We start from the raw sequence: 20811 nt of genomic DNA on the forward strand, positions 1-20811 counted from the left end.
GATGGCTGCACCACTGGACACCACCCCGGCCCAGCACGGGCTGACCGACCACTCGCACGGAGGACCGGTGATCCCGCAGTCCTCGCGGGGCGAGCGCTTCACCTCCTACGAGGTCGACGCGTTCGAGGTCCCCGGGGGCCGCGAGGAGGACTGGCGGTTCACGCCGCTGAAGCGACTGCGCGGGCTGCACGACGGCTCGGCCACCGCCACCGGCTCGTTCGCCGTCGCCGTGGACAGCGGCGTGGAGGGCGTGACGGTGGAGACCGTCGGCCGGGAGGACGAGCGGCTGGGAGCGGCGGGCGTGCCCGCCGACCGGGTCGCCGCGCAGGCCTGGTCCTCCTTCATCGAGGCCACCGTGGTCACCGTGGCCGCCGACACCAGGCCCGAGGGGCCCGTCCACGTCACGGTCACCGGTCCCGGCCAGGGCACCACCGCCTACGGCCACGTCCAGGTCCGGGCGGAGCGGTTCGCCGACGCCGTGGTGGTGCTGGACTACCGGGGCGCGGGCACCGTCGCCGACAACGTCGAGTTCGTCGTCGGGGAGTCGGCCCGGCTCTCCGTGGTCACCGTGCACGACTGGGACGACGACGCCGTCCACGTCGGCGCCCAGCACTCGGCTGTCGGCCGGGACGCGACCCTGCGGCACCTCTCCGTCACCCTCGGCGGGGACCTGGTCCGGGTGTCCTCCACGGTGAACTACCGCGAGCGGGGAGGCGACGCCGAACTGCTCGGCCTGTACTTCGCCGACGCGGGGCAGCACCTGGAACACCGCCTGCTGGTGGACCACTCGGTCCCGAACTGCCGGAGCAACGTCCTCTACAAGGGCGCGCTCCAGGGTGAGGGCGCCCACACCGTCTGGATCGGTGACGTGCTGATCCAGGCGGCGGCCGAGGGCACCGAGACGTTCGAACTGAACCGGAACCTCATCCTCACCGACGGCGCCCGCGCCGACTCCGTGCCCAACCTGGAGATCGAGACCGGGGAGATCGAGGGGGCGGGGCACGCCAGCGCCACCGGCCGGTTCGACGACGAGCAGCTCTTCTACCTCCAGGCCAGGGGCATCCCCGAGGACGTCGCCCGCCGGCTGGTCGTCCGAGGGTTCTTCGGCGAGATCCTGCAGAAGATCACGGTCCCCGAGGTCAGGGAACGCCTCGAGGCCGCGATCGACGCCGAACTGGCGGCGGTCGGCGCGTGACCCACACGCCGGTGTGCCCGCTGGCGGACCTCGACGAGGGACGTCCCGTCGCGGTGTCCGTGGCGGGCACACCCGTGGTACTGGTCAGGCGGGGCGACGACGTGCACGCGTTGCTGGACCGGTGCAGCCACGCCGAGGTGCCCCTGTCCCAGGGCGAGGTCACCGGTGACGGCCTTGAGTGCTGGTTGCACGGAGCCTGCTTCGACCTGCGGACCGGGGAACCCTCCGGCCCGCCGGCCAGCGAGCCGGTCCCGGTGTACGCCGTGGAGGTCCGGGACGGACACGTCCACGTCGCCACCGAGCCGGTCGGAAGTCCCGACTAGTACCCGCCGCGCCGTCTCCCGCCGGCCCCCACCCCCAAGCCACCCGTCAACACCAGGAGAACGAACACACCATGGCCACCCTCGAAATCAAGGACCTGCACGTCTCGGTCAGGACCGACGACGCCGCCAAGGAGATCCTCCGGGGCGTCAACCTGACGGTGAACTCCGGCGAGACGCACGCGATCATGGGTCCGAACGGATCGGGCAAGTCGACCCTCGCCTACGCGATCGCCGGCCACCCCAAGTACGAGGTCACCTCCGGTTCGGTGCTGCTCGACGGTGAGGAACTGCTGGAGCTCGAGGTCGACGAGCGGGCCCGCGCCGGGCTCTTCCTCGCCATGCAGTACCCGGTCGAGGTCCCCGGCGTCTCGATGTCGAACTTCCTGCGGACCGCCGCGACCGCCGCGCGGGGCGAGGCCCCGCAGGTGCGCCACTGGGTCAAGGAGGTCAAGCAGGCGATGGCCGACCTCGACATCGACCCGTCGTTCGCCGAGCGCAGCGTGAACGAGAACTTCTCCGGCGGTGAGAAGAAGCGGCACGAGATCCTCCAGCTGGACCTGCTCAAGCCGAAGTTCGCCGTGCTCGACGAGACCGACTCCGGTCTCGACGTGGACGCGCTGCGGGTGGTGTCCGAGGGCGTCAACCGCTACACCGCGAACAAGGACAAGGGAGTGCTGCTGATCACGCACTACACCCGCATCCTCAAGCACATCACCCCGGACTTCGTGCACGTCTTCGCGGGCGGCCGGGTCGTCGAGTCGGGCGGTGCCGAGCTGGCGACCCAGCTGGAGGAAGAGGGCTACGTGCGCTTCACCGGTGCCAAGGAGTCGGCGGCGGTCTGAGCCGGCGGGAACAGCGGCGCGAGGCGAGGATCATGCGAGCAGTGGAAGGAGGCGGCGGGCGATGACATCGACGGCGACGCCGCTGGACATCGTGACAATCAAGGCCGACTTCCCGATCCTCGCCCGCACGGTGCGGGACGGCAAGCGGCTCGTGTACCTGGACTCGGGCGCCACCGCGCAGCGCCCGACCCAGGTGCTCGACGCCGAGCGCGCCTTCCTGGAGACCTCCAACGCGGCGGTGCACCGGGGAGCGCACCAGCTCGCCGAGGAGGCCACCGACGCCTACGAGAGCGCCCGCGCCCGCGTGGCCCGGTTCGTCGGCGCCCGGCCCGAGGAGGTGGTGTTCACCAAGAACGCCACCGAGGGGCTGAACCTGGTGGCGTACGCGATGAGCAACGCCGCCACCGGCGGCCCCGAGGCGGAGCGGTTCCGGGTGGGGCCCGGTGATGAGATCGTCGTCACCGAGATGGAACACCACGCCAACCTGGTGCCCTGGCAGCAGCTGTGCCAGCGCACCGGCGCCACCCTCCGCTGGTTCGGGGTGACGGACGAGGGCCGGCTCGACCTCGGTGACCTCGACGAACTCGTCACCGAGCGCACCAGGGTGGTGGCGTTCACGCACCAGTCGAACGTCCTGGGCACCGTCAACCCCGTGGCCGCGCTCGTCGACCGGGCCCGCCAGGTGGGTGCGTTGACCGTGGTCGACGCCTGCCAGTCCGTTCCGCACCTGCCGGTCGACCTCGCCGGGCTCGGCGTCGACTTCGCGGTGTTCTCCGGGCACAAGATGCTGGGCCCCTCCGGGGTCGGCGTCCTCTACGGCCGGAGCGAGCTGCTGGAGTCCCTGCCCCCGTTCGTCACCGGGGGATCCATGATCGAGATGGTGCGGATGGAAGGGTCCACCTTCGCGCCGCCACCGCAACGGTTCGAGGCCGGCGTGCCGATGACCTCCCAGGCGGTGGGTCTCGGTGCCGCGGTCGACTACCTCTCGGTGGTCGGGATGGAACGGATCGCCGCCCACGAGCACCTGCTCACCGAGGCAGCGCTGTCCGCGCTCTCCGAGGTCCCCGGTGTCAGCATCGTGGGTCCCACCAGCATGGTCGACCGGGGCGGCGCGGTGTCGTTCACCGTCGACGGGGTGCACCCGCACGACGCGGGGCAGGTGCTCGACAGCCTGGGGGTGGCCGTGCGCGTCGGACACCACTGCGCCTGGCCGTTGCACCGTAGGATGGCCGTTCCCGCGACGGTGCGGGCCACGTTCTATCTCTACAACGACCTTGACGACGTGACGACGCTGGTGGAGGGCGTCCGGGAGGCACAGCGCTTCTTCGGGACGGCCTAGGGGAGCTCGGGATGCAGTTGGACCAGATGTACCAGGAGATCATCCTGGACCACTACAAGAACCCCCACGGCCGAGGTCTGCGTGAGCCCTTCGACGCGGAGTCCCACCAGATCAACCCGGTGTGCGGTGACGAGGTCAGCCTGCGGGTCAACCTCGACGGCGCGGCCGGGACGGATCCGTCGGCGACGGTCGTCGACGTGTCCTACGACGGGCAGGGCTGCTCGATCAGCCAGGCGGCGACCTCCGTGCTCACCGATCTGGTCATCGGCCGCACCGTCCGGGACGCCTTCGACGTGCACGCCGCGTTCGTCGAGTTGATGCAGGGACGTGGGCAGGTGGAACCTGATGAGGACGTACTGGGGGACGGCATCGCGTTCGCCGGGGTGGCCAAGTACCCGGCGCGGGTCAAGTGCGCCCTGCTCGGGTGGATGGCCTTCAAGGACGCGGTGTCCCGTTCGACCGGCAAGGAGGAGACACGATGAGCGACGCCCAGGCTGAGCAGGCGGTGGGGGGCGCGTCCACCGAGGACCGGAGCGCGGCCTCGCTGCCCGAGCCGCCAGCCCCCCGCGCCGACCTTCCCTCGGTCGAGGACCTCGAGGAGGCCATGCGCGACGTGGTCGACCCGGAGCTCGGCATCAACGTCGTCGACCTCGGCCTGCTCTACGGCGTGCAGGTGGGGGAGGACAACGTCGCCACCCTCGACATGACGCTGACCTCGGCGGCCTGCCCGCTCACCGACGTCATCGAGGACCAGGCCAGGGCCGCCCTGACCAGCGGGCCTGGTGGCGGTCTGGTGAGCGACATCCGGATCAACTGGGTGTGGATGCCGCCATGGGGGCCGGAGAAGATCACCGACGACGGCCGCGAGCAGCTGCGGGCGCTCGGCTTCACCGTCTGATCCGCGACCCTCGGCACGGCCGGCGCGCCCATCGGGCGGCCGGCCGTGCCGCGTTCGTGGTCCCTCAGCGGTCGGCCGTCGCGAACTGGGCGGCGGCGAGATCGGCGTAGAGGCCGTTCTGGGCCACCAACTCCTCGTGGGTGCCCACGGCCGCCACCCGCCCGGCGTCGAGGACGACGATGCGGTCGGCCGAGACCACCGTGGAGAGCCGGTGCGCGACCACGATGACGGTCGTCGTCCGGACGATCTCGTCGATGGTCTCCCGGAGGGCGAGCTCGTTGGCCGCGTCCAGCTGGGAGGTGGCCTCGTCGAGGAGGAGCAGCCGAGGACCTCGGAGCAGCGCCCGAGCGATCGCGACCCGCTGCCGTTCCCCGCCGGAGAGCGTGGTGCCCCGATGCCCGACCACCGTGTCCAGCCCGTCCGGCAGTCGGTTGACCAGCGCGTCCAACCGGGACTTGGCGACCGCGTCGGCCACCGCCGCGTCGTCCGCGTCCGGTGCTCCCAACATCAGGTTCTGGCGGAGGGTGCCGGCCAGGACCGGCGTGTCCTGCTCGACGTAGCCGATGCTGGCGCGAAGGTCGCTCAGCGGCCAGTCCCTGACGTCGCGGTCGTCGACCATGACGCGTCCCGACTCCGCCTCGTGGAAGCGCTCCAACAGCGCGAAGACCGTTGACTTGCCCGCCCCCGACGGGCCGACGAGTGCCGTGAGGCCCCGAGCGGGGACGGTGAAGCTCACGCCGCGGTGCACGGGATCCGGGGCGTCGGGGTAGCGGAAGACCACGTCCTCCAGCCGGACGGTGGCGGGTTCCGAGGTGCGTGCCGGGGCGCCGGCGGGGCTCTCCTCCACCGGCATGGCCTCGACCTCGTTGATCCTGCCGACCGCGGCCAGTCCCACCTGTGCCTGGGCCGCCGCGTTGAGCAGCAGGGAGATCGGCCCCATCAGGTAGAAGAGGTAGAGCAGGAACGCCACCAGGGTGGCGACGTCGCTGGCGCCGGAGGCGACCCGCATCCCGCCCATGCCCAGCACCGCCAGGAAGGCGACCTGCACGGACAGCCCCGAGGCGGTGCCCGCGATGGCCTGCCACAACGCGGCCGTCACCCCCTCCCGCCATGCCGTGCGCGCCGCCCGCTGGATCGAGGCGAGTTCCCGGTGTTCCGCCCCTGAGGCCTTGACGGTGCGGAACGCGCCCAGCACCCGCTCCAACTCGGCGCCCATCCGTCCCACGGACTCCTGGGACCGCGTCATCGCCTGCTTGATCCGGGGCAGCACCACCCACTGCACGAGACCGACGAACACGAACACCAGCAGGGTCACCCCGAGCAGCACGAGGTCGAGGACGGCCATCAGCACGATCACCGCGACGAGGGTGAGCGAGCCGGTCAGGCCGTCGACCAGCGACCGGGTGGTGACCTCGCGCAGGAGGACCGTGTCCGAGGTGACCCGGGACATCAGATCACCCGGCGCGGTCCGCTCGTAGGCGGAGACCCGCAGTCGCAGGAGCCGGTCGACGACACGTCCCCGCGCGGAGAGCACCACCGACTCGGCCGTCCTCCCCAGCACGTACTCGCCGACGGCCCCGACGATCGCTCCCGCCACCAACAGGCAGGTGAGCAGCAGCAGGATGTCGCCGATCTCCTCGCCCGTTCCCAACGCCGCGACCAGCGACTGGGCCGCGAGCGGTTGCGCCAGCCCGGCCGCGCTGCTGACCAGGCTCAGCAGACCAGCCCCGATCAGGGTGGCCCGGTGCGGCCTCGCGTGGGAGAGGAGCGTGCGCCAGGGGCCTCGGTCCCCGCCGCTCCCCTCCGGTTCCGCTGCGGTTCCGGCGTGTCTCGGTCTCGTCACGGAGTCTCCCCAGTGGTCAGCCTCGGCGCGGTCGCGTCCGCGTCCCCGCCGCTGGAGGAGACGGGTGACGTCAGGAGCGGCCGGGCGTGGGGACCACGGTCGGCGGAGAACGTGCCCGGGGGCGGGCGTGGCGTCGACGTCCTGCAGCGGAGGGGTGCGCCTCGCCACCACCAACGTGTGAGGGGCGACAAGCGTTCCGTGACCGCCCTGGGGGCGGGCGTGCGCCGGACCTCCGGTCGTCCCGTGCCTGGCCGGGGCTCAGGGCCTGGCGAGCATGGTGCCCAGCACCAGCCTGGCCCGCAGGTCGGGAGTCGCCGGCCCGAACAGGGCCAGCATCGCCGACATGGTGCCCACCAGGTCGTGCCGGGAGGACAGGTAGGCGGTGCGCAGCTCCGCCGGCAGCCCGAAGAACGCTTCGAAGAACCTGCTGGTCTGCCGGGGGGACAGCCCCAGCAGCGCCTCGCGTCCCCGCGTCCGCAGGGCGTGGACCATCCGCGCCGCGGGTGGCCAGAGCACACCGTGCGCCCCCGCGACCGCCGCTCGGGGGCCGGGCGCCCAGTGCCGGGCCAACGCGCGGGCGGTGGGCGCGGCGGAGGCGAGGGCCGCCGCGACGCCGTAACCGCTGGCCGGGTGCAACATGCCAGCGGCGGAGCCGAACCGCAGCACCCGCCGGGGGGCGGGGCGGGGCGCGCTCATGTCGATCCACACCCGTTCGCTGGCCTGCGCGGCGGACACCCGCACGCCGTGCCGGCGCAGCCGGGCGTGCAGCAGCTCCCGCAGCGTCACGATCGGCAGTCCGGGGCGGCGGACGAGTGAGGTCTCCTCGACGAGCACCCTGCCGTCGCCCAACGGAACGCAATAGCAGAACGTCGCCGTCGCGGAACCCGGCACCGGCGGCCGCCAGTCCATCATCACGGCCTCGTCGGGAGCCACCAGGCGTCGGGCCTCCTCCTCGGGGAGGACGAGCCCGAACGCGGTCTGCGCCGGCACCTCACCTCGTTCCCGGGACGAGCTGCCGGTCGCGTCCACCAGGACCGTGGTGCGCAGTCGTTCGCCACCGGCGAGCCGGAGCCGTGACCCGCCAGGACCGTGCTCGGCGCCGACGGCGCGTCCCCGCACCAGGGTGACGGAGTCCCGCCGCAGCTCCCCGGCGAGCGCCGCGTTGTCCAGGACGCAGTACTCCCGGTCGGTCCACCACCGCTGGGTGGCGGCGGCCACCCGCACGCGGGGCGACCGGGAACGCACGGCGCGCCGGCGGACATCCGCCGGGAGTTCGTCGGCGAAACAGGCGTAGGTGGGACGCCAGGGACGCCGGGGGAACGGGGCTACGAGTGCGGTGGCGAACCCTTCGTCCGCGCAGGCGGCGGCCAACGCCGTTCCCGCCGGCCCGGACCCCACGATCGTCACGTCGAACTGCCGGGACATGCGTGTGATTCCACCAGGTTCGACGCGGGTTCGCAGATCAGGAGGTGGCGGGAGCGTCCCACCAGAGGCCAGTCCTGGGAACACCGCCGTTCCGCTGGAACCGGGGTCGGCCCTGGTGGGGGCCGTCGCGACGTGGCGGTCGTCCTTCCCCGCTCCGGTTCAGAACCGGGCGCCGATCGGCGAACCGTCGGCGGGCACGAGGAAGTCGGAGCTGGGTACTGAGCCGTCCGGAGACCGGGGGCCGGTGAGGATCGCCGGGTCCACGCTGAGCAGGTCCGCCGCCGTCCAGTCCTGCCCGCCGCTCCACGAGTTGCCCGTCCCCGACGGTGTTCCCCGCGACACCGAGCTGGCGTTGCCGACCGCGAGGTTGCCGATCAGCACCGCTGGCGACCGGCGGAGGTCGAACCCGTTGCCGCCGTTGCGGTAGGCGGTCGAGCGCTCCACCCGGTGCGCCCCGGGGTTGCCGTTGTCCTCGAAACCGTCGACGGCGTTGTCGAAGGCGATGCTGTTCCGCACCTGGTGGCCCACGGCCGGGGCGGGGGATCCGCCTCCGAGCTTGAACCCGTTGCCGTCGCCCTCGAAGTCAGGGAACCCCCACCGGTTCTCCCCGTTGCCCCACGCCACGCTGTCCTCGATCGTGATGGGCGATTCGAACATCCACGCGTCGAACCCGTCGTCGGCGTTGTTCCAGAGCCGGGCGCCCCGCACCACGTTGCCCTCGCCCCGGCCCTCCTTGATGGCCAGCCCGTCGGCGCTCTCCCCGTTCTTCCTGGGGTCGTGGTTGCCGTACGAGTCCAGGTCGAGGATAAGGTTGCGGCTCGACTCGCCCTGGAGTTGGAACCCGCTCTCGTAGTTGTCCCTGGTCACCAGGTTGGCGAAGACGTTGTCATCGCAGTCGGAGCAGTAGATCCCGTAGGGGCCCCGGATGATCTCCAGGTCCGTGATGTGCCAGTGGGATGCCTCCTGGTGGATGGCGCCCCGTTCCGGTCGCGGGATGCTCCCCCCGATCGGGGTGTGCGAGGCGGGGAGCCCGTCGCCGTCGATGACGGCGTGCTCACCCGGGTAGCTGGTCAGGGTGATCGGGGCGTCGGGGGTGCCGTCGCGGTCGATGGTGATGTTCGTCGTCAGCCGGTACACGCCCTCGCGGACGGCGATGACGTCGCCCGGTCCGGCGAGTTCGACGGCCCGGTGGATCGTCGCCAGCGGAGCGGCCACGGTTCCCGGCGCGTCGTCGTCACCGTCGGTGGCGACGACCAGGGTGGGTTCGCTCGTCGGGAGCGGGGTGAGCGCCGGGCCGTCCGGTGCCGGCGGCGAGTGGGTCAACCCGCCGGCGGCCACCGCGGTGAGGACGGCGATCGTGGGCGCGACACGACGTGCGTGCGGAATCATCGGGGTCTCCTCGTCGACGATGACGGGCGGGGACGGTCCCGGTACCCGGTGCGGAGGTCCGGGGAGTGCGCCGATTCTCTGCCCCGTCAGTGCCACCGGGTACCGCCGGCCGCTGTCCGGTAGTGGTCAGCGGGTGCGCACCGTGAGCCCACCGTGGACCTGGGCGGTGAGGAGCCTTCGGGGGGAAGGCGGTGTGGCGCGCGGGGGCGCGTGCGGTGTTGGCACCGGTGCGGACCGCGCCGGTACTACGGTCGGGGGCGTGACGAGCCACTCCGAAGTCAGGGCGGTCCGCCGCGGCGGGCACGCCACCCGTGGTGCCGCCGAACTCGCCAGCAGCCCGTTCCGGGTCGACCGGGACCGGGTCGCCAGCTCCCCCTCGTTCGCCCGCCTCGGCGCGGTCACCCAGGTCGTCAGCTCCACGGGCAGCGGCCTGCTGGTGCACAACCGGCTGACGCACAGCCTGAAGGTCGCCCAGGTGGCCAGGGGCATCGCCGAACGGATCCACGCCGACGCGCGCCAGCACGCCGCCGTCGACCGGCTCGGCGGCCTGGACCTGGACGTGGTGGAGGCCGCTTCTCTCGCCCACGACCTGGGACACCCGCCGTTCGGTCACCTGGGCGAACAGGTGCTGGACCGGCTGGCCCGGCACCGGTTCGGCCTGCCCGACGGGTTCGAGGGCAACGCCCAGACCTTCCGCATCGTCACCACCACCGACGCCGGTGGGTTGCTGACCCCGGGCCTGGACCTCACCGCGGCGGTCCGGGCAGCCCTGCTCAAGTACCCGTGGACCCGGCTCTCCTCCCCGCGACCGCACCCCCGGACGATGCGGGTCCCGCCCCGGGGGGCCGCCGAACCACCCGACGCACCCGGCACCGGGTCGGCCAAGTTCTGCGTGTACGTGAGCGAGCTGGACGACCTCCTCCAAGCCCGCGCGCCGTTCCTGGGTCGGATCGACGACTGGCAGCAGACCGTCGAAGCGTCCGTGATGGACACCGCCGACGACATCGCCTACGCCATCCACGACCTGGACGACTTCTACCGGCTGGGGGTGCTCCAGCACGCCACCGTCGCCGCCGAGCTCGGTGGGTGGCTGGCCTCGGCGACGGAACTGGCGGGTCTGAGCGAGGCGGACCTGGGCGGGCACAGCCGCCAGCCCGGCCGTTCCGTCGAGGAACTGCGGCGGAGGTTGCACGCCAAGGACTCCTGGGTCGTCGACGACGAGGCCTTCGCGATGGCGGTCTCCCGGGTGCGGAAGGAGGTCGTGGACGGCCTGCTCGCCGCGCCCTACGACGGATCGGTCGAATCGGAGCAGGCGGTGGCGGCCTTCTCCTCGCGGTGGTCCTCCCGGTTGGTCGACGGTGTCCGGGTCGTCGAGGAACCAGCGGTCCGCCGTGGACACGTGACGCTCGCCGCCGAGCAGTGGCACGAGGTGCAGGTCCTCAAGTTCGTCCACCGGCGCTTCGTGCTGCTGCGGCCCGACCTGGCCATGCACCAACGGGGGCAGGCCCGGCTCCTGACCCGTCTCGTGGAGGCGCTGGACCAGTGGCTCAGCGACCGGTTGGAGGCGGACCGCCTTCCCCGCCGGCTGCATGACCTGGTCGAGCTGGCGACGGTTGAGTACGAGGACCTGGCCAGGACCTCACCGGAGGTGCTCGTCGGGGCCACCGGTGACGAACCCAGGGGCCCCGACGCCGTGCGCGGCCTGGCCAGGGGGCGGGCCGTGGTCGACTTCGTCGCCGCGCTGGGCGATGGCCAGGTGCCCGCGCTGATGGACGCGTTGTCCGGTCGTTCCAGCAGGCTGTGGACCGAGACCTTCGTGCTCTGAGGCGGGTGGGCATCGACGGGAGCCGCGTGACCCGCCCCGCCCTCGGTGGGACGCGCACGCGGGGACGTCCCGATCCAGCGCCGGCGCGGGTGGTCGGCCGCTCGGTGGCGCCCCTGCCGGCGGCGGCCGCACCCGGAGCGGATCGGCTCCGACATCGCACCCGCCGCCACGTCGGCGGCGTCCCGCCGGCCTAGGCTCGGTCGCGTGATCCGCCCTGCCGTGTTCCCTCGCACTCCGCACGCGGCGAACGCCGCGCCTCCCGCTGTCCCCCGGCGAGTCCGGAGGTCGCCGCGCGCGCTCACGGGACGGGGGGACCCGGGCTGGCCGGCCGGCCCACCGCCGTCCTGGTCCCGGCGAGGGGCGGAGGTCCGGGGATGAGCAGGGTGCGCCAGGTCGCCGGCGGTGGCCGCGCGGTCGAGGTGTCCCCGGAACGCCTCGGGGGCTGGTTCCTCCGGTTCTCGGAGCGGCACGGCGGGGTGACGGGAACGGAGGTCACCGCCAGGGAGGTGCGGGTCGTGGGCGCGGACGGGGCCACCGCCACGGTGCTGGTGCCTTTCCAACCGCTGGTCGCGGGGCACGGCCGGTACCCGGGGCTCGAGGTGGGGCCGCTCGTGGACCACGCGCTCGCCCCGAGGTCGATCGGCCTGGTCCTGGTCCGGCTGGGCGGTCACAGCGTCGGCGTCGTCGAGAACGGCGCCGTGGTCGTCTCACGGACCGGACGACGGCAGGTGCACGGCCGCAACAAGGCCGGCGGGTGGTCCCAGCAGCGGTTCGCCCGCCGCCGGGAGGGGCAGGCGCGACTGGCGCTCGACGCGGCCGCCGACACCGTCGCCGAGGTGCTCGTGCCCCGGCTGGCCGCCCTGTCCGCCGTCGTGCTCGGCGGCGACCGCCAGGCCCTCGACGCCCTCCGGGCCGACCGCCGGCTCGCCGGGGTGTTCGCGCTGGCCGAGGACCGGGTGCTCGACGTGGGCGAACCCCGCCGCACGGTGCTCGACGAGGCCGCGCGGCGCGCGCGGGACGTGGAGATCGTGGTCAGGGACAGGTGATCGCCGCGGCGGCGGGCAGCGAAATCGGCTTGCCGTCGGCCCGTACACTCGGCATGTGGTCGGCATGGTGCGGGCAGCGGGCCCGGTCATGGTGATGACGGTTGGTGTGTGCGCTCGACCACGTTCGCATCGGAGTTTTTCTTGATCTCTGCGACAGACCTTGAACTGCGCGCTGGTTCGCGGATCCTGCTGGCCGACGCCACCCTGCGGGTGCAGCCGGGCGACCGGATCGGGCTGGTGGGACGCAACGGCGCTGGCAAGACGACCACCCTGCGGGTGCTGGCGGGCGAGGGGTTGCCCTACGCCGGCGAGGTCCGGCGGTCCGAGGAGCTGGGCTACCTCCCGCAGGACCCCCGGGAGGGTGACCTCTCCGTGGCCGCCAAGGACCGCGTCCTGTCGGCCAGGGGGTTGGACGAGCTGCTCAGGGAGATGGACAAGGCGCAGACCGCGATGGCGGAGCTGGTGGACGACGCGCAACGCGACTCCGCCGTCCGCCGGTACGGGCGGCTCGAGGAGCGCTTCTCCGCGCTCGGCGGGTACGCGGCGGAGAGCGAGGCGGCCCGGATCTGTTCCAACCTGGGACTGGCGGACCGGGTGCTCGACCAGCCGCTGCGCACCCTCTCCGGCGGCCAGCGCCGCCGGGTCGAGCTGGCCCGGATCCTCTTCGCCGCTTCCGAGGCCGGGGTGAACGGGCGGTCCACCACGACGCTGCTGCTCGACGAACCGACCAACCACCTCGACGCGGACTCGATCGGCTGGCTGCGGGACTTCCTCAAGGCGCACTCCGGTGGGCTGGTGGTCATCAGCCACGACGTCGACCTGCTGGCCGCCGTGGTCAACAAGGTCTGGTTCCTGGACGCCACCCGGAGCGAGGTCGACGTCTACAACATGGAGTGGCGTCGGTACCTGGACGCGCGGGCCGCCGACGAGAAGCGGCGCCGCCGGGAGCGCGCCAACGCGGAGAAGAAGGCCGGCGCGTTGATGGCGCAGGCCGACAAGATGCGGGCTAAGGCGACGAAGGCGGTCGCCGCCCAGAACATGGCCCGCCGCGCCGAGAAGCTGCTGGCCGGGCTCGACGAGCAGCGGGTCGCCGACAAGGTGGCCCGGATCGTCTTTCCCAAGCCGGCGGCCTGTGGTCGCACCCCGCTGACCGCGGAGAACCTGAGCAAGTCCTACGGTTCCCTGGAGATCTTCACCGGCGTGGACCTGGCGATCGACCGCGGCTCCCGGGTGGTGGTGCTGGGGCTGAACGGCGCGGGCAAGACGACGCTGCTCAGGTTGCTGGGGGGGATGGAGCCCGCCGATGCCGGCTCGGTGGTGGCCGGGCACGGCCTGCGCCTGGGTTACTACGCGCAGGAACACGAGACCCTCGACCACGAGGCCAGTGTGTGGTCGAACATCCGGTCGGCGGCGCCCGACACGCCGGAGCAGCAGCTGCGGAGCCTGCTCGGCGCGTTCCTGTTCACCGGGGAGCAGCTCGACCAGCCGGCGGGCACTCTCTCCGGTGGCGAGAAGACCCGGCTGGCCCTCGCGGGACTGGTGTCCAGCGCGGCCAACGTCCTCCTCCTCGACGAGCCCACGAACAACCTCGACCCCGCCAGCCGGGAGCAGGTGCTCGACGCGCTCCGCAGCTACCAGGGTGCCGTGGTCCTCGTGACCCACGACCCGGGCGCCGTGGAGGCGCTGGAACCGGAACGGGTGATTTTGCTTCCGGATGGTACCGAGGATCACTGGTCCGAGGAGTATCTGGACCTCGTGCAGTTGGCGTAGTGTGATCCCGCCGAATGGCGGTCTACGCAGGTTGCGGGCGTGTGACGTGACCCGTCGTCGCGGCGGGAACACTTTGCGATGTTTTCCCATGATCGCCTGGCATTAACGCTGTTGGTGTTCGATCATTGCGGCGACAGGGGCCCGGGAGCGGCCCGACCTGCTCGGACGGAAGGCGGGACAAGGTGGCTGACCTGAAGAAGGGCGCCCGCATCACCGGCGCCGCACGGGACAAGCTTGCGAGCGACCTCAAGAGGAAGTACGAGAAGGGCGCGAGCATTCGCGCCCTGGCCGAATCGACGGGCCGTTCCTACGGCTTCGTGCATCGCGTGCTCAGCGAGTCCGGTGTGCAGCTCCGCGGTCGTGGCGGTGCGACCAGGAGCAAGAAGAAGTAGGCGATGCCCCCAGGTGACGTCGCGGCTAGGCCTCCCGCCCGCGTGTCCGGACACCCCGGAACGCGGGCGGGCCCGCGTCCGGCCTCGGAAGCGGGGCGTCCTCGGTCCAGGTGAACCGCCGTCACCCACGACCAGCCAGCCCGGCTGGACCCCGCCGTCACGAGAACGCCCCGCCACCCCCTTCCCGGCGGACCGGTCGCCAGCGATCATGGTCGGAACAGCTGGCCGAACGGGATGACGGCCGCTCCGGTGCTCCTCGCGTCGGGCCGCCCTCCCCCGTCGAGGGAGCGGGAGGGCACCGTGGAGGAACCGTTGCCGGGCGGGAACGCCGACGCCGGACAGGTGGTGCGGGTCGGGGACACCGTGCGTCGGCCGGGGAGGCCGTGGACCCCGGCGGTACTGGCCCTGCTGGCTCACCTGCGTGATCGAGGCCTGTCGTGGGTGCCCGAACCGCTGGGGGTCGACGAGCGGGGGCGGTCCGTCCTGCGCTACCTGCCCGGGGACAACCCGTTCCCCGCAGGTCTCTCCGCCTTCGCCACCGACTCCGCCGCCCACCGCGTCGGCGCGATGATCCGCGATCTGCACGACGCGGTCGCCGACTTCGTGCCACCAGTCGACGCGCGCTGGCAGGTGCTGTACCCGCACGCGGGGAACGAGATCATCGCCCACCAGGACCTGGCGCCCTACAACGTGCTGGTCCACGGCGACGAGTGGTACCTGATCGACTGGGACGCCGCCGCGCCCGGTGACCGGCTCTGGGACCTCGCCTACGCCCTGCGGGGTTTCGTCCCGTTGAGCGGGGACGGCGCGTGGGAACCGGGCGGTACCGAGCGGCGGCTGCGGCTGGTGGTGGACGGGTACGGCGCCACCGGCCCGGAACGGGAGCTCCTGGCCGGCCTGGTGGTCGAGCGGGTGAGATCGATGGCCGAACTCCTCCGGGAGGGGTGGCGGCACGGCCGGCAGCCCTGGGCGCGGATGTACGCCGAGGGCCACGGGCCGTACTGGGCGGCGGAGGCCGGGTTCGCCGCCGCACGCGTCGAGACCTGGCGGAGGGCGCTCCTCGCGTGAGCGGCGTCCCCCGCCAGGTCAGCTCCCGCCCCGGGTCAGCCCGCTCGGCGGCGCCCGATCAGCGGCAGGACTCGACCAGCCAGATGTCGCGGAACTGCGTCCGGGTGTCCGGGTCGTGGTTCTGGAGCCCGATGTGCCCGACGGTCCCCCGGTCCGGGTCGTCACTGGTGAAGTCGTTCACCAGCTCTCCGTTGAGGTAGACCCGGTAGCGCTCGCCCTCGACGCGCAGCGCGTACCGGTTCCACTCGCCGACCGGCCTGGACGGGTGGGAGGTGGCGTCCTGCTGGTTGTAGATCGCTCCCGTCTTCTGCGGGTCGCCGCCGGGGTTGTCGTTGATCTGCACCTCGTACCCGTGGTCGACGGCGACCCAGGGGTCGTCACCCGGGTCGGGGAAGCGCAGGAAGACACCGGAGTTGTCGGTCTCGGCCGTCACCCTCCAGTCGAGGAACAGGGTGTAGTCGCCGAACGGGGCGCGGTCATACCACAGCAGACCCATCCCGTCCCGGGTCTGGAGCGTGCCGTCCACGACGTCGAAGCCGCCCGGACCGGCCTGCGACCAGCCCTCCAGCGTCTCACCGTCCCACAGGCGGGTGATGCCGTGCCCGGGCAGGCCGCCGGGCAGGCCCGCGCAGCGCAGGGCACGGGGCACGTCCCGCGCCGAGGCTTCCGCCGCTTCCGGAACCGGGGTGTCCTGGGTGGAGGGGTCCGAGGAGGTCGGGGTGGGTCCGGCGAGGACACCGGGGGTCACCAGGGCGAGGCCGGCGACGACGGCCGAGATGAGTGCGCGCATGACGTTCCCTTCTCCGTGTTGTCGGCATGGGGTGCCGGAGGGGGGGGGGGGGCGGCACGCGCCGCCCCCCTCCGGACCGAGGGCCGTCCGAGCTGGTCGGTCGGTGCGATCAGTCGCGTCGACCGATGTCGGACGAGACCGCGGCGTGGATGACCCGGGCCCGTTCCGCGGTGTCGAGCAGCCCCTCCGCCGCGAGGTCGGCGGTCAGCTGGCGGACGTGGGCGACGAACACGGCGTGGCCCGACCACTCCCTCGTCTCGTCCACCAGGTCGTTGACGGTGCACCCGTCATCCCTGACCCGGTTGGGGACGCCGCTGTCCTGGCCGGCGTGGACGGTCTCCCGGAGATCCGAGCCGGGGCAGGCGTCGTGGCGGATCACGAAGGAGAGCTCCGCCTCCGCCGACACCGCGCCCCCCGCCGTCCGCGAGCGGTAGCCCAGGACGTGTTCGCCCTCCTCCTCGCTGGTCAACGGTTCGGAGTAGGTGCTCCAGTCGCCGTCACCCCACCGGTACTCGATCTCGGTGCCCTCGCCGCCCTCCTCCACGGAGAGGGTGGCGGTGACGGGGGAGTGGTAGGTGCCCTCCCAGTCGCCGTGCGGGTCACCGTTGGGCTCGGCCGGGTCCAACGCCGCGGTGATGGCCGGGGCGCCGGGCGGCTGCTCGTCCTCACCCAACGGCTTGATCCGCAGGTTCCGGAAGCGCAGCTGCGAGTCGGCGTTCTCGACGCCGATGTGACCGCTCAGCCCCCGGCTGCCGTCACCGGTGTACTCGGTGACGATCCGGTCGTTCAGCGTCACCGTGTACTGCTGGTCGACCACCTCGATCTCGAAGGTGTTCCAACCCCCGTACGGCGGATTGGCGGTCAGGTACTTCGCCGCCATGTAGCCGTTGATGGAGCCGGTCCGGTTGATGGCGTCGTCGACCCGGTCGAGGATCGCCACCTCGTAGCCCTGGTCCGAGGGCACCGAGAGGTCGCCCCGAGGGTCGGGGAAACGCTGGTAGAGACCCGAGTTCGCGCTGACGCTGTAGGTCTCGTACTCGGCCTCCAGCACGTAGTCGTCGAACTCCCGTTCGGCGTACCAGAGGATGCCCCGGGGGCCGTGCGGGCGCAGCGTGCCGTCCTCGTCGACGGTGAACCCGCCGCCGCCCAACTGCTCCCAACCGGCGAGGCTCTTCCCGTCGTAGAGGTTGAGGAAGCCGTCCTCGTCGGCCACCACCTGCCAGCTGGCGGCCGCCGTGGCCGTGGACAGGTCGGTGCGCAGGTTCAGGATGTCGGTGCCGTCCGCGCCACCGGTCACGAGGGTGTCCCCGCCCCGGACGCAGCCGCCCCCGTAGCCGAGGCAGGCCACCACCCTCTCCTCCGAGGTGACCGTGCTCGCGTAGTCCAGGGTGACGGTGCCGTCCTCGTCCGGTGTGCCCACCGTGCGTTCCACCAGCAGGTGGGGGACCCCCTCGTCCTGCCCCGGGGGGAGGGGGCTGGCCGGGGACCGCCGGTAGACCTCCAGGGTGACCTCCGCGTCGCGGGCCTCCTCGCTGACCGTCGCGGTCACCGTGTGGGTGTCGTCGGTGGTCAGCTCGGCCTCGGCGGGGTCGACGTCCAGCGTTCCCGTGACCGCGTCGTGCACGGTCACCTCCACGGTGTCGGTCGCCCGCACCACCCCGTCCGGGTCGGTGACCGTCACCGTCGCCGTGTGCTCACCGGTCTCGGTGTAGGTGTGCTCCACGGCATCCCCGGACGCGGTGGCACCGTCGCCGAAGTCCCACTCGAAGGACGAGCCCTCCGGCAGCGCCTCGCCCTCCGCGGTGAAGGCCACGTCCAGCGGTGCCGGGCCGCGGTCGACGTCACCCACGGCCTCGACGTGCCGAGGTCCGGCCGCCCCGAGGCCCTGGAACGAGATGTGGTCGAGGTCGAACAGGTTCGAGCCCTCTCCCGCGAAGACGAGGAACAGTTCGTGCGTGCCCCCGGGGTCGGTCAGTTCCACCGGGTCGAGGTCGACGAACTCGCCGTCGCCCGAGGGCACCGGCAGCGTCGCGACCAGCTCCCCGTCCGGCGCGCCGAGGCGCAGCTCGACGGCACCCTCCGCGTCACCGGTGGCGACCCGCAGGTTGACCCCGTCGATGTTGAGCAGGTTCATCGGGCGGTAGGAGATCCAGTCGCCCGGGTCGATCTCGGTGACGACCTGACCGCCCTCGGCGCCCTCCCGGTCGCCGACGCTGATCCCCTCGGACGAGGAGAAGTGCTGCGCCTGCTTGGTCTTGGGCTGGAGGATGATCTCCTGCTCGCTCGTCGTCGAGCCCACGCCTTCCGAACCCCGGTCCGAGTAGCTGGTCCGCGCCACCCAGAACAGGTTCGCGTCACCGCTGTGCGAGCCGGACTCGGGGGAGAACACGCCCTGGCAGTTCTGGAAGTTGTCCTGCGGGTGGGCGTGCGTGTCGTGCCCGAGCGCCGTCTGCGTGGTCACCTCCGTGCAGGAGATGCCGTCGCCGATCGACCCGTCCTCGACGTCGTCGACCTCGACGCGGTACGCGATCTGGTCCTCCCAGTCGAACATGCTGCCGTCGGGAGGCGTCGAGAAGCGGACGTCGGGCGCGTTGTTGCCGATGGTGATCGTGATGCGTTGCACCGTCTCGCGACCGGCGGTGTTGCTGACCGTCAGCTTGGCGTGGTAGATGCCGTTCTCGGCGTAGGTGTGCCGCGCGGTCGGCCCCTCGGCGTCGTCCACGCCGTCACCCTCGAAGTCCCAGGCGAAGGTCAGCTCACCGCCGTTGGGATCCGTGCTCCGGCTGGCGTCGAAGGACACCGGCAGCGGGGCCTCACCGGAGGTCTGGTCGACGCTCAGCTCCACGGCCGGCGACTGGACGCCCTGGGTGTGGTCGATGCGGTACAGGCCGGCGTAGGTGCCCGGCGTGAAGAACCCACCGCCGTACTCGAGGACGTAGAGCGAGCCCTCCGGCCCGAACTCCATGTCCATCGGCTGGTTGAAGTCGAGCTCCTCGAGGAACGGCGTCATCGACTCGTACTCGCCGGACTCGTCGAACCGGACGTCGGCGACGAAATTGCGGGAGTATTCGTAGAAGAAGTGGGCGCCGTCGAAGGACTCGGGGAACTTCGTGTTCGACTCGAGGTCGGGGTCGTAGCGGTAGACGGGGCCGCCCATGGCGGTATTGCCGCCCTCGCAGGGCAGCTCGGGGAATTCGTCCGAGCAGCCGTAGGAGTACCAGACGTCCGCCGCCGTGGCCGGGGGGAGCTCGGCGAGGCCCGTGTTGTTCGGCGAGTCGTTGACCAGGTTGGCGCAGTCGAAGGTCTCACCCGACTGACCGTTGGTGAAGTCGTAGTCCACGTAGGGGGTGTTGTTCCCCATGCAGTACGGCCAGCCGCCGTTGCCGGGCCCGTCCATCAGGTAGACCTCGTCGAAGGCCTCCGGACCGCGTTCCGGGTGCGCGTCCCGCGCGTCCGGGCCCACGACGCCGAGGAAGATCCGCCCGGTCTCCTGGTCGACGCTGAAGCGGAAGGGGTTGCGCAGGCCCATGTAGTAGATCTCCGGGCGTGTCCCCTCGGTCCCCTCCTCGAAGAGGTTGCCCTCGGGGATGGTGTACCCGCCGTCGTCCTGGACCGTGATCCGCAGCAGCTTGCCGCGCAGGTCGTTGGTGTTGCCGGAGGAGCGCTGCGCGTCGAAGGGTTCCCGTCCCTCCCGCTCGTCGATCGGGGTGTACCCGTCGGACGCCCAGGAGTTGGTGTTGTCCCCGGTGGAGAGGTAGAGGTTGCCCTCCGCGTCGAAGTCGATGTCGCCACCGACGTGGCAGCACAGGTCCCGCTGGGTCGGCACCTCCAGGATGACCTGCTCGCTGGCGAGGTCGAGGGTGTTGCCGTCCAGTTGGAAGCGGGAGAGGACGTTGCGCGGTTGCGGGTCCGGCGGGGCGTAGTAGGTGTACACCCAGCCGTTGTCCTCGAAGTCCGGATCGAGGGCGATGCCCTGGAGCCCGTCCTCCTCACCGGCGTAGACCTCGATGTGGCCGGCGGTCGTCACGTTGTACGAGTTGGGGTCGAAGATCTTGATGGTGCCCCGGCGGTCGGTCATGAGCACCCGGCCGTCCGGTGCCACGGCCAGGGCCATCGGCTCCCCGACGTCCTCGGTGAGCTGGATCTTCTCGAAGTCCCCGTCGACGGCCGCGTACGGCCGGAGCGTCGCCGTCGAGCTGACGTGGACGGCGTCGTCGGGATCGTCCGGTTGGGCCGCTGCCGGCGGACCGGCGAGCGGGAGCAGCAGCGCGGCCGCGGCGAACGCGGTCACCGCACGGCGGCGTGACAATGACATGCTTCGTCCTTTCCAGACAGGGCACAGCCAGGGGTGTGTTCTCCCCGCCGCCACGGAGAACACCCTTCCGCCCTCGCGGGGTGAATGCTAGGAGTCCCGGTGGGAAAAAGCACGGGGTTAATTTTCGCCCATTGCTGTGCTATGGAAGTGGCGATCCTCTGCCATGTGAGTGAGGGCGGGTCTCTCAATTCCGTCACTGTGCGTGGTTCGCGGGCTCGGTGATCCGTGGAATTAGACGATTCGGGTTCGGCGGATTGTTCTCCTTTCGGGTTCGTCCATTGCGCGAACAAAGGAAAATCGCCGACCCCGGTCACTCGGCCGATCGGTTCGCGACACGTGCGGGTCCTCCGG

General features: G+C 71.9%; 16 protein-coding genes. 11 read left to right on the plus strand and 5 right to left on the minus strand.

Annotated features, from left to right (window positions below):
* Window position 1: 1 nt before the first annotated feature.
* The 6 genes from sufD to C1701_RS22335 all read left to right on the plus strand — a co-directional run bounded on the left by sufD (window position 2) and on the right by C1701_RS22335 (window position 4597).
* Entirely contained in the window at window positions 2-1195 is a 1194-nt protein-coding gene (gene sufD, locus C1701_RS22310) for a Fe-S cluster assembly protein SufD (RefSeq protein WP_337661882.1), read from the plus strand.
* Window positions 1192-1518 (plus strand): Rieske (2Fe-2S) protein, encoded by a 327-nt coding sequence (locus C1701_RS22315; RefSeq protein WP_026418812.1) that lies wholly within the window; start codon window positions 1192-1194, stop codon window positions 1516-1518. The genes sufD and C1701_RS22315 overlap by 4 nt, the downstream gene beginning before the upstream one ends.
* A 71-nt stretch (window positions 1519-1589) precedes the next feature.
* Window positions 1590-2360 carry a Fe-S cluster assembly ATPase SufC gene (sufC, locus tag C1701_RS22320; protein ID WP_026418813.1) on the plus strand — a complete coding sequence of 257 codons (771 nt, stop codon included), beginning with the start codon at window positions 1590-1592 and terminating at the stop codon, window positions 2358-2360.
* A gap of 61 nt (window positions 2361-2421) precedes the next feature.
* Window positions 2422-3699: a cysteine desulfurase gene (locus C1701_RS22325; RefSeq protein ID WP_026418814.1), complete on the plus strand. Its 1278-nt coding sequence runs from the start codon at window positions 2422-2424 to the stop codon at window positions 3697-3699.
* 11 nt (window positions 3700-3710) lie between these two features.
* Window positions 3711-4181, plus strand: a complete 471-nt coding sequence (gene sufU, locus C1701_RS22330; protein WP_026418815.1) for a Fe-S cluster assembly sulfur transfer protein SufU — start codon at window positions 3711-3713, stop codon at window positions 4179-4181.
* A complete protein-coding gene (locus C1701_RS22335; protein WP_026418816.1) occupies window positions 4178-4597 on the plus strand; it encodes a metal-sulfur cluster assembly factor in 420 nt (139 codons plus the stop codon). The genes sufU and C1701_RS22335 overlap by 4 nt, the downstream gene beginning before the upstream one ends.
* A gap of 64 nt (window positions 4598-4661) precedes the next feature.
* On the opposite strand, the gene C1701_RS22340 is transcribed toward C1701_RS22335, so the two are convergent.
* The 3 genes from C1701_RS22340 to C1701_RS22350 all read right to left on the minus strand — a co-directional run bounded on the left by C1701_RS22340 (window position 4662) and on the right by C1701_RS22350 (window position 9254).
* Window positions 4662-6440 carry an ABC transporter ATP-binding protein gene (locus C1701_RS22340; protein WP_103056547.1) on the minus strand — a complete coding sequence of 593 codons (1779 nt, stop codon included), beginning with the start codon at window positions 6438-6440 and terminating at the stop codon, window positions 4662-4664.
* 258 nt (window positions 6441-6698) lie between these two features.
* Window positions 6699-7865, minus strand: coding sequence for a lycopene cyclase family protein (locus tag C1701_RS22345; protein WP_035292041.1), 1167 nt, complete (start codon window positions 7863-7865; stop codon window positions 6699-6701).
* A gap of 159 nt (window positions 7866-8024) precedes the next feature.
* Complete coding sequence (locus C1701_RS22350; RefSeq protein ID WP_030105260.1) at window positions 8025-9254, minus strand: right-handed parallel beta-helix repeat-containing protein; 1230 nt, start codon at window positions 9252-9254, stop codon at window positions 8025-8027.
* Window positions 9255-9513: 259 nt separating this feature from the next.
* Here C1701_RS22350 and C1701_RS22355 point away from each other — a divergent pair, with 259 nt between their 5' ends.
* The 5 genes from C1701_RS22355 to C1701_RS22375 all read left to right on the plus strand — a co-directional run bounded on the left by C1701_RS22355 (window position 9514) and on the right by C1701_RS22375 (window position 15355).
* The gene (locus C1701_RS22355) at window positions 9514-11079 is read left to right on the plus strand and encodes a deoxyguanosinetriphosphate triphosphohydrolase family protein (protein WP_030226790.1); all 1566 of its coding nucleotides are present in this window, start codon (window positions 9514-9516) and stop codon (window positions 11077-11079) included.
* A 374-nt stretch (window positions 11080-11453) separates the two neighbouring features.
* Complete coding sequence (locus tag C1701_RS22360; RefSeq protein WP_026418820.1) at window positions 11454-12125, plus strand: acVLRF1 family peptidyl-tRNA hydrolase; 672 nt, start codon at window positions 11454-11456, stop codon at window positions 12123-12125.
* A 141-nt stretch (window positions 12126-12266) separates the two neighbouring features.
* Window positions 12267-13895: an ABC-F family ATP-binding cassette domain-containing protein gene (locus tag C1701_RS22365; RefSeq protein WP_026418821.1), complete on the plus strand. Its 1629-nt coding sequence runs from the start codon at window positions 12267-12269 to the stop codon at window positions 13893-13895.
* A 182-nt stretch (window positions 13896-14077) separates the two neighbouring features.
* On the plus strand, window positions 14078-14287 hold the full coding sequence (locus C1701_RS22370; protein ID WP_016699280.1) for a helix-turn-helix domain-containing protein: 210 nt from the start codon (window positions 14078-14080) through the stop codon (window positions 14285-14287).
* A gap of 234 nt (window positions 14288-14521) precedes the next feature.
* Window positions 14522-15355 carry a phosphotransferase gene (locus C1701_RS22375; RefSeq protein ID WP_103056548.1) on the plus strand — a complete coding sequence of 278 codons (834 nt, stop codon included), beginning with the start codon at window positions 14522-14524 and terminating at the stop codon, window positions 15353-15355.
* 58 nt (window positions 15356-15413) lie between these two features.
* Here the strand turns inward: C1701_RS22375 and C1701_RS22380 are convergent, their stop codons facing one another.
* On the minus strand, window positions 15414-16145 hold the full coding sequence (locus tag C1701_RS22380; protein ID WP_026418823.1) for a 3-keto-disaccharide hydrolase: 732 nt from the start codon (window positions 16143-16145) through the stop codon (window positions 15414-15416).
* 109 nt (window positions 16146-16254) lie between these two features.
* Window positions 16255-20460: a PQQ-dependent sugar dehydrogenase gene (locus C1701_RS22385; protein WP_337661883.1), complete on the minus strand. Its 4206-nt coding sequence runs from the start codon at window positions 20458-20460 to the stop codon at window positions 16255-16257.
* Window positions 20461-20811 lie beyond the last annotated feature (351 nt).

Source organism: Actinoalloteichus sp. AHMU CJ021 (assembly GCF_002895405.1).
In the GTDB taxonomy this organism is placed as follows: Bacteria; Actinomycetota; Actinomycetes; order Mycobacteriales; family Pseudonocardiaceae; genus Actinoalloteichus_B; species Actinoalloteichus_B caeruleus.

What these genes read in the sequence shown, in the direction of transcription:
- C1701_RS22375 (WP_103056548.1), top strand. Translation starts at nt 14,522, where the DNA reads ATGACGGCCGCTCCGGTGCTCCTCGCGTCGGGCCGCCCTCCCCCGTCG.
- C1701_RS22360 (WP_026418820.1), top strand. Translation starts at nt 11,454, where the DNA reads ATGAGCAGGGTGCGCCAGGTCGCCGGCGGTGGCCGCGCGGTCGAGGTG.
- C1701_RS22380 (WP_026418823.1), bottom strand. Translation starts at nt 16,145, where the DNA reads ATGCGCGCACTCATCTCGGCCGTCGTCGCCGGCCTCGCCCTGGTGACC.
- C1701_RS22325 (WP_026418814.1), top strand. Translation starts at nt 2,422, where the DNA reads ATGACATCGACGGCGACGCCGCTGGACATCGTGACAATCAAGGCCGAC.
- sufD (WP_337661882.1), top strand. Translation starts at nt 2, where the DNA reads ATGGCTGCACCACTGGACACCACCCCGGCCCAGCACGGGCTGACCGAC.
- C1701_RS22385 (WP_337661883.1), bottom strand. Translation starts at nt 20,460, where the DNA reads ATGTCATTGTCACGCCGCCGTGCGGTGACCGCGTTCGCCGCGGCCGCG.
- C1701_RS22350 (WP_030105260.1), bottom strand. Translation starts at nt 9,254, where the DNA reads ATGATTCCGCACGCACGTCGTGTCGCGCCCACGATCGCCGTCCTCACC.
- sufU (WP_026418815.1), top strand. Translation starts at nt 3,711, where the DNA reads ATGCAGTTGGACCAGATGTACCAGGAGATCATCCTGGACCACTACAAG.
- sufC (WP_026418813.1), top strand. Translation starts at nt 1,590, where the DNA reads ATGGCCACCCTCGAAATCAAGGACCTGCACGTCTCGGTCAGGACCGAC.
- C1701_RS22345 (WP_035292041.1), bottom strand. Translation starts at nt 7,865, where the DNA reads ATGTCCCGGCAGTTCGACGTGACGATCGTGGGGTCCGGGCCGGCGGGA.
- C1701_RS22335 (WP_026418816.1), top strand. Translation starts at nt 4,178, where the DNA reads ATGAGCGACGCCCAGGCTGAGCAGGCGGTGGGGGGCGCGTCCACCGAG.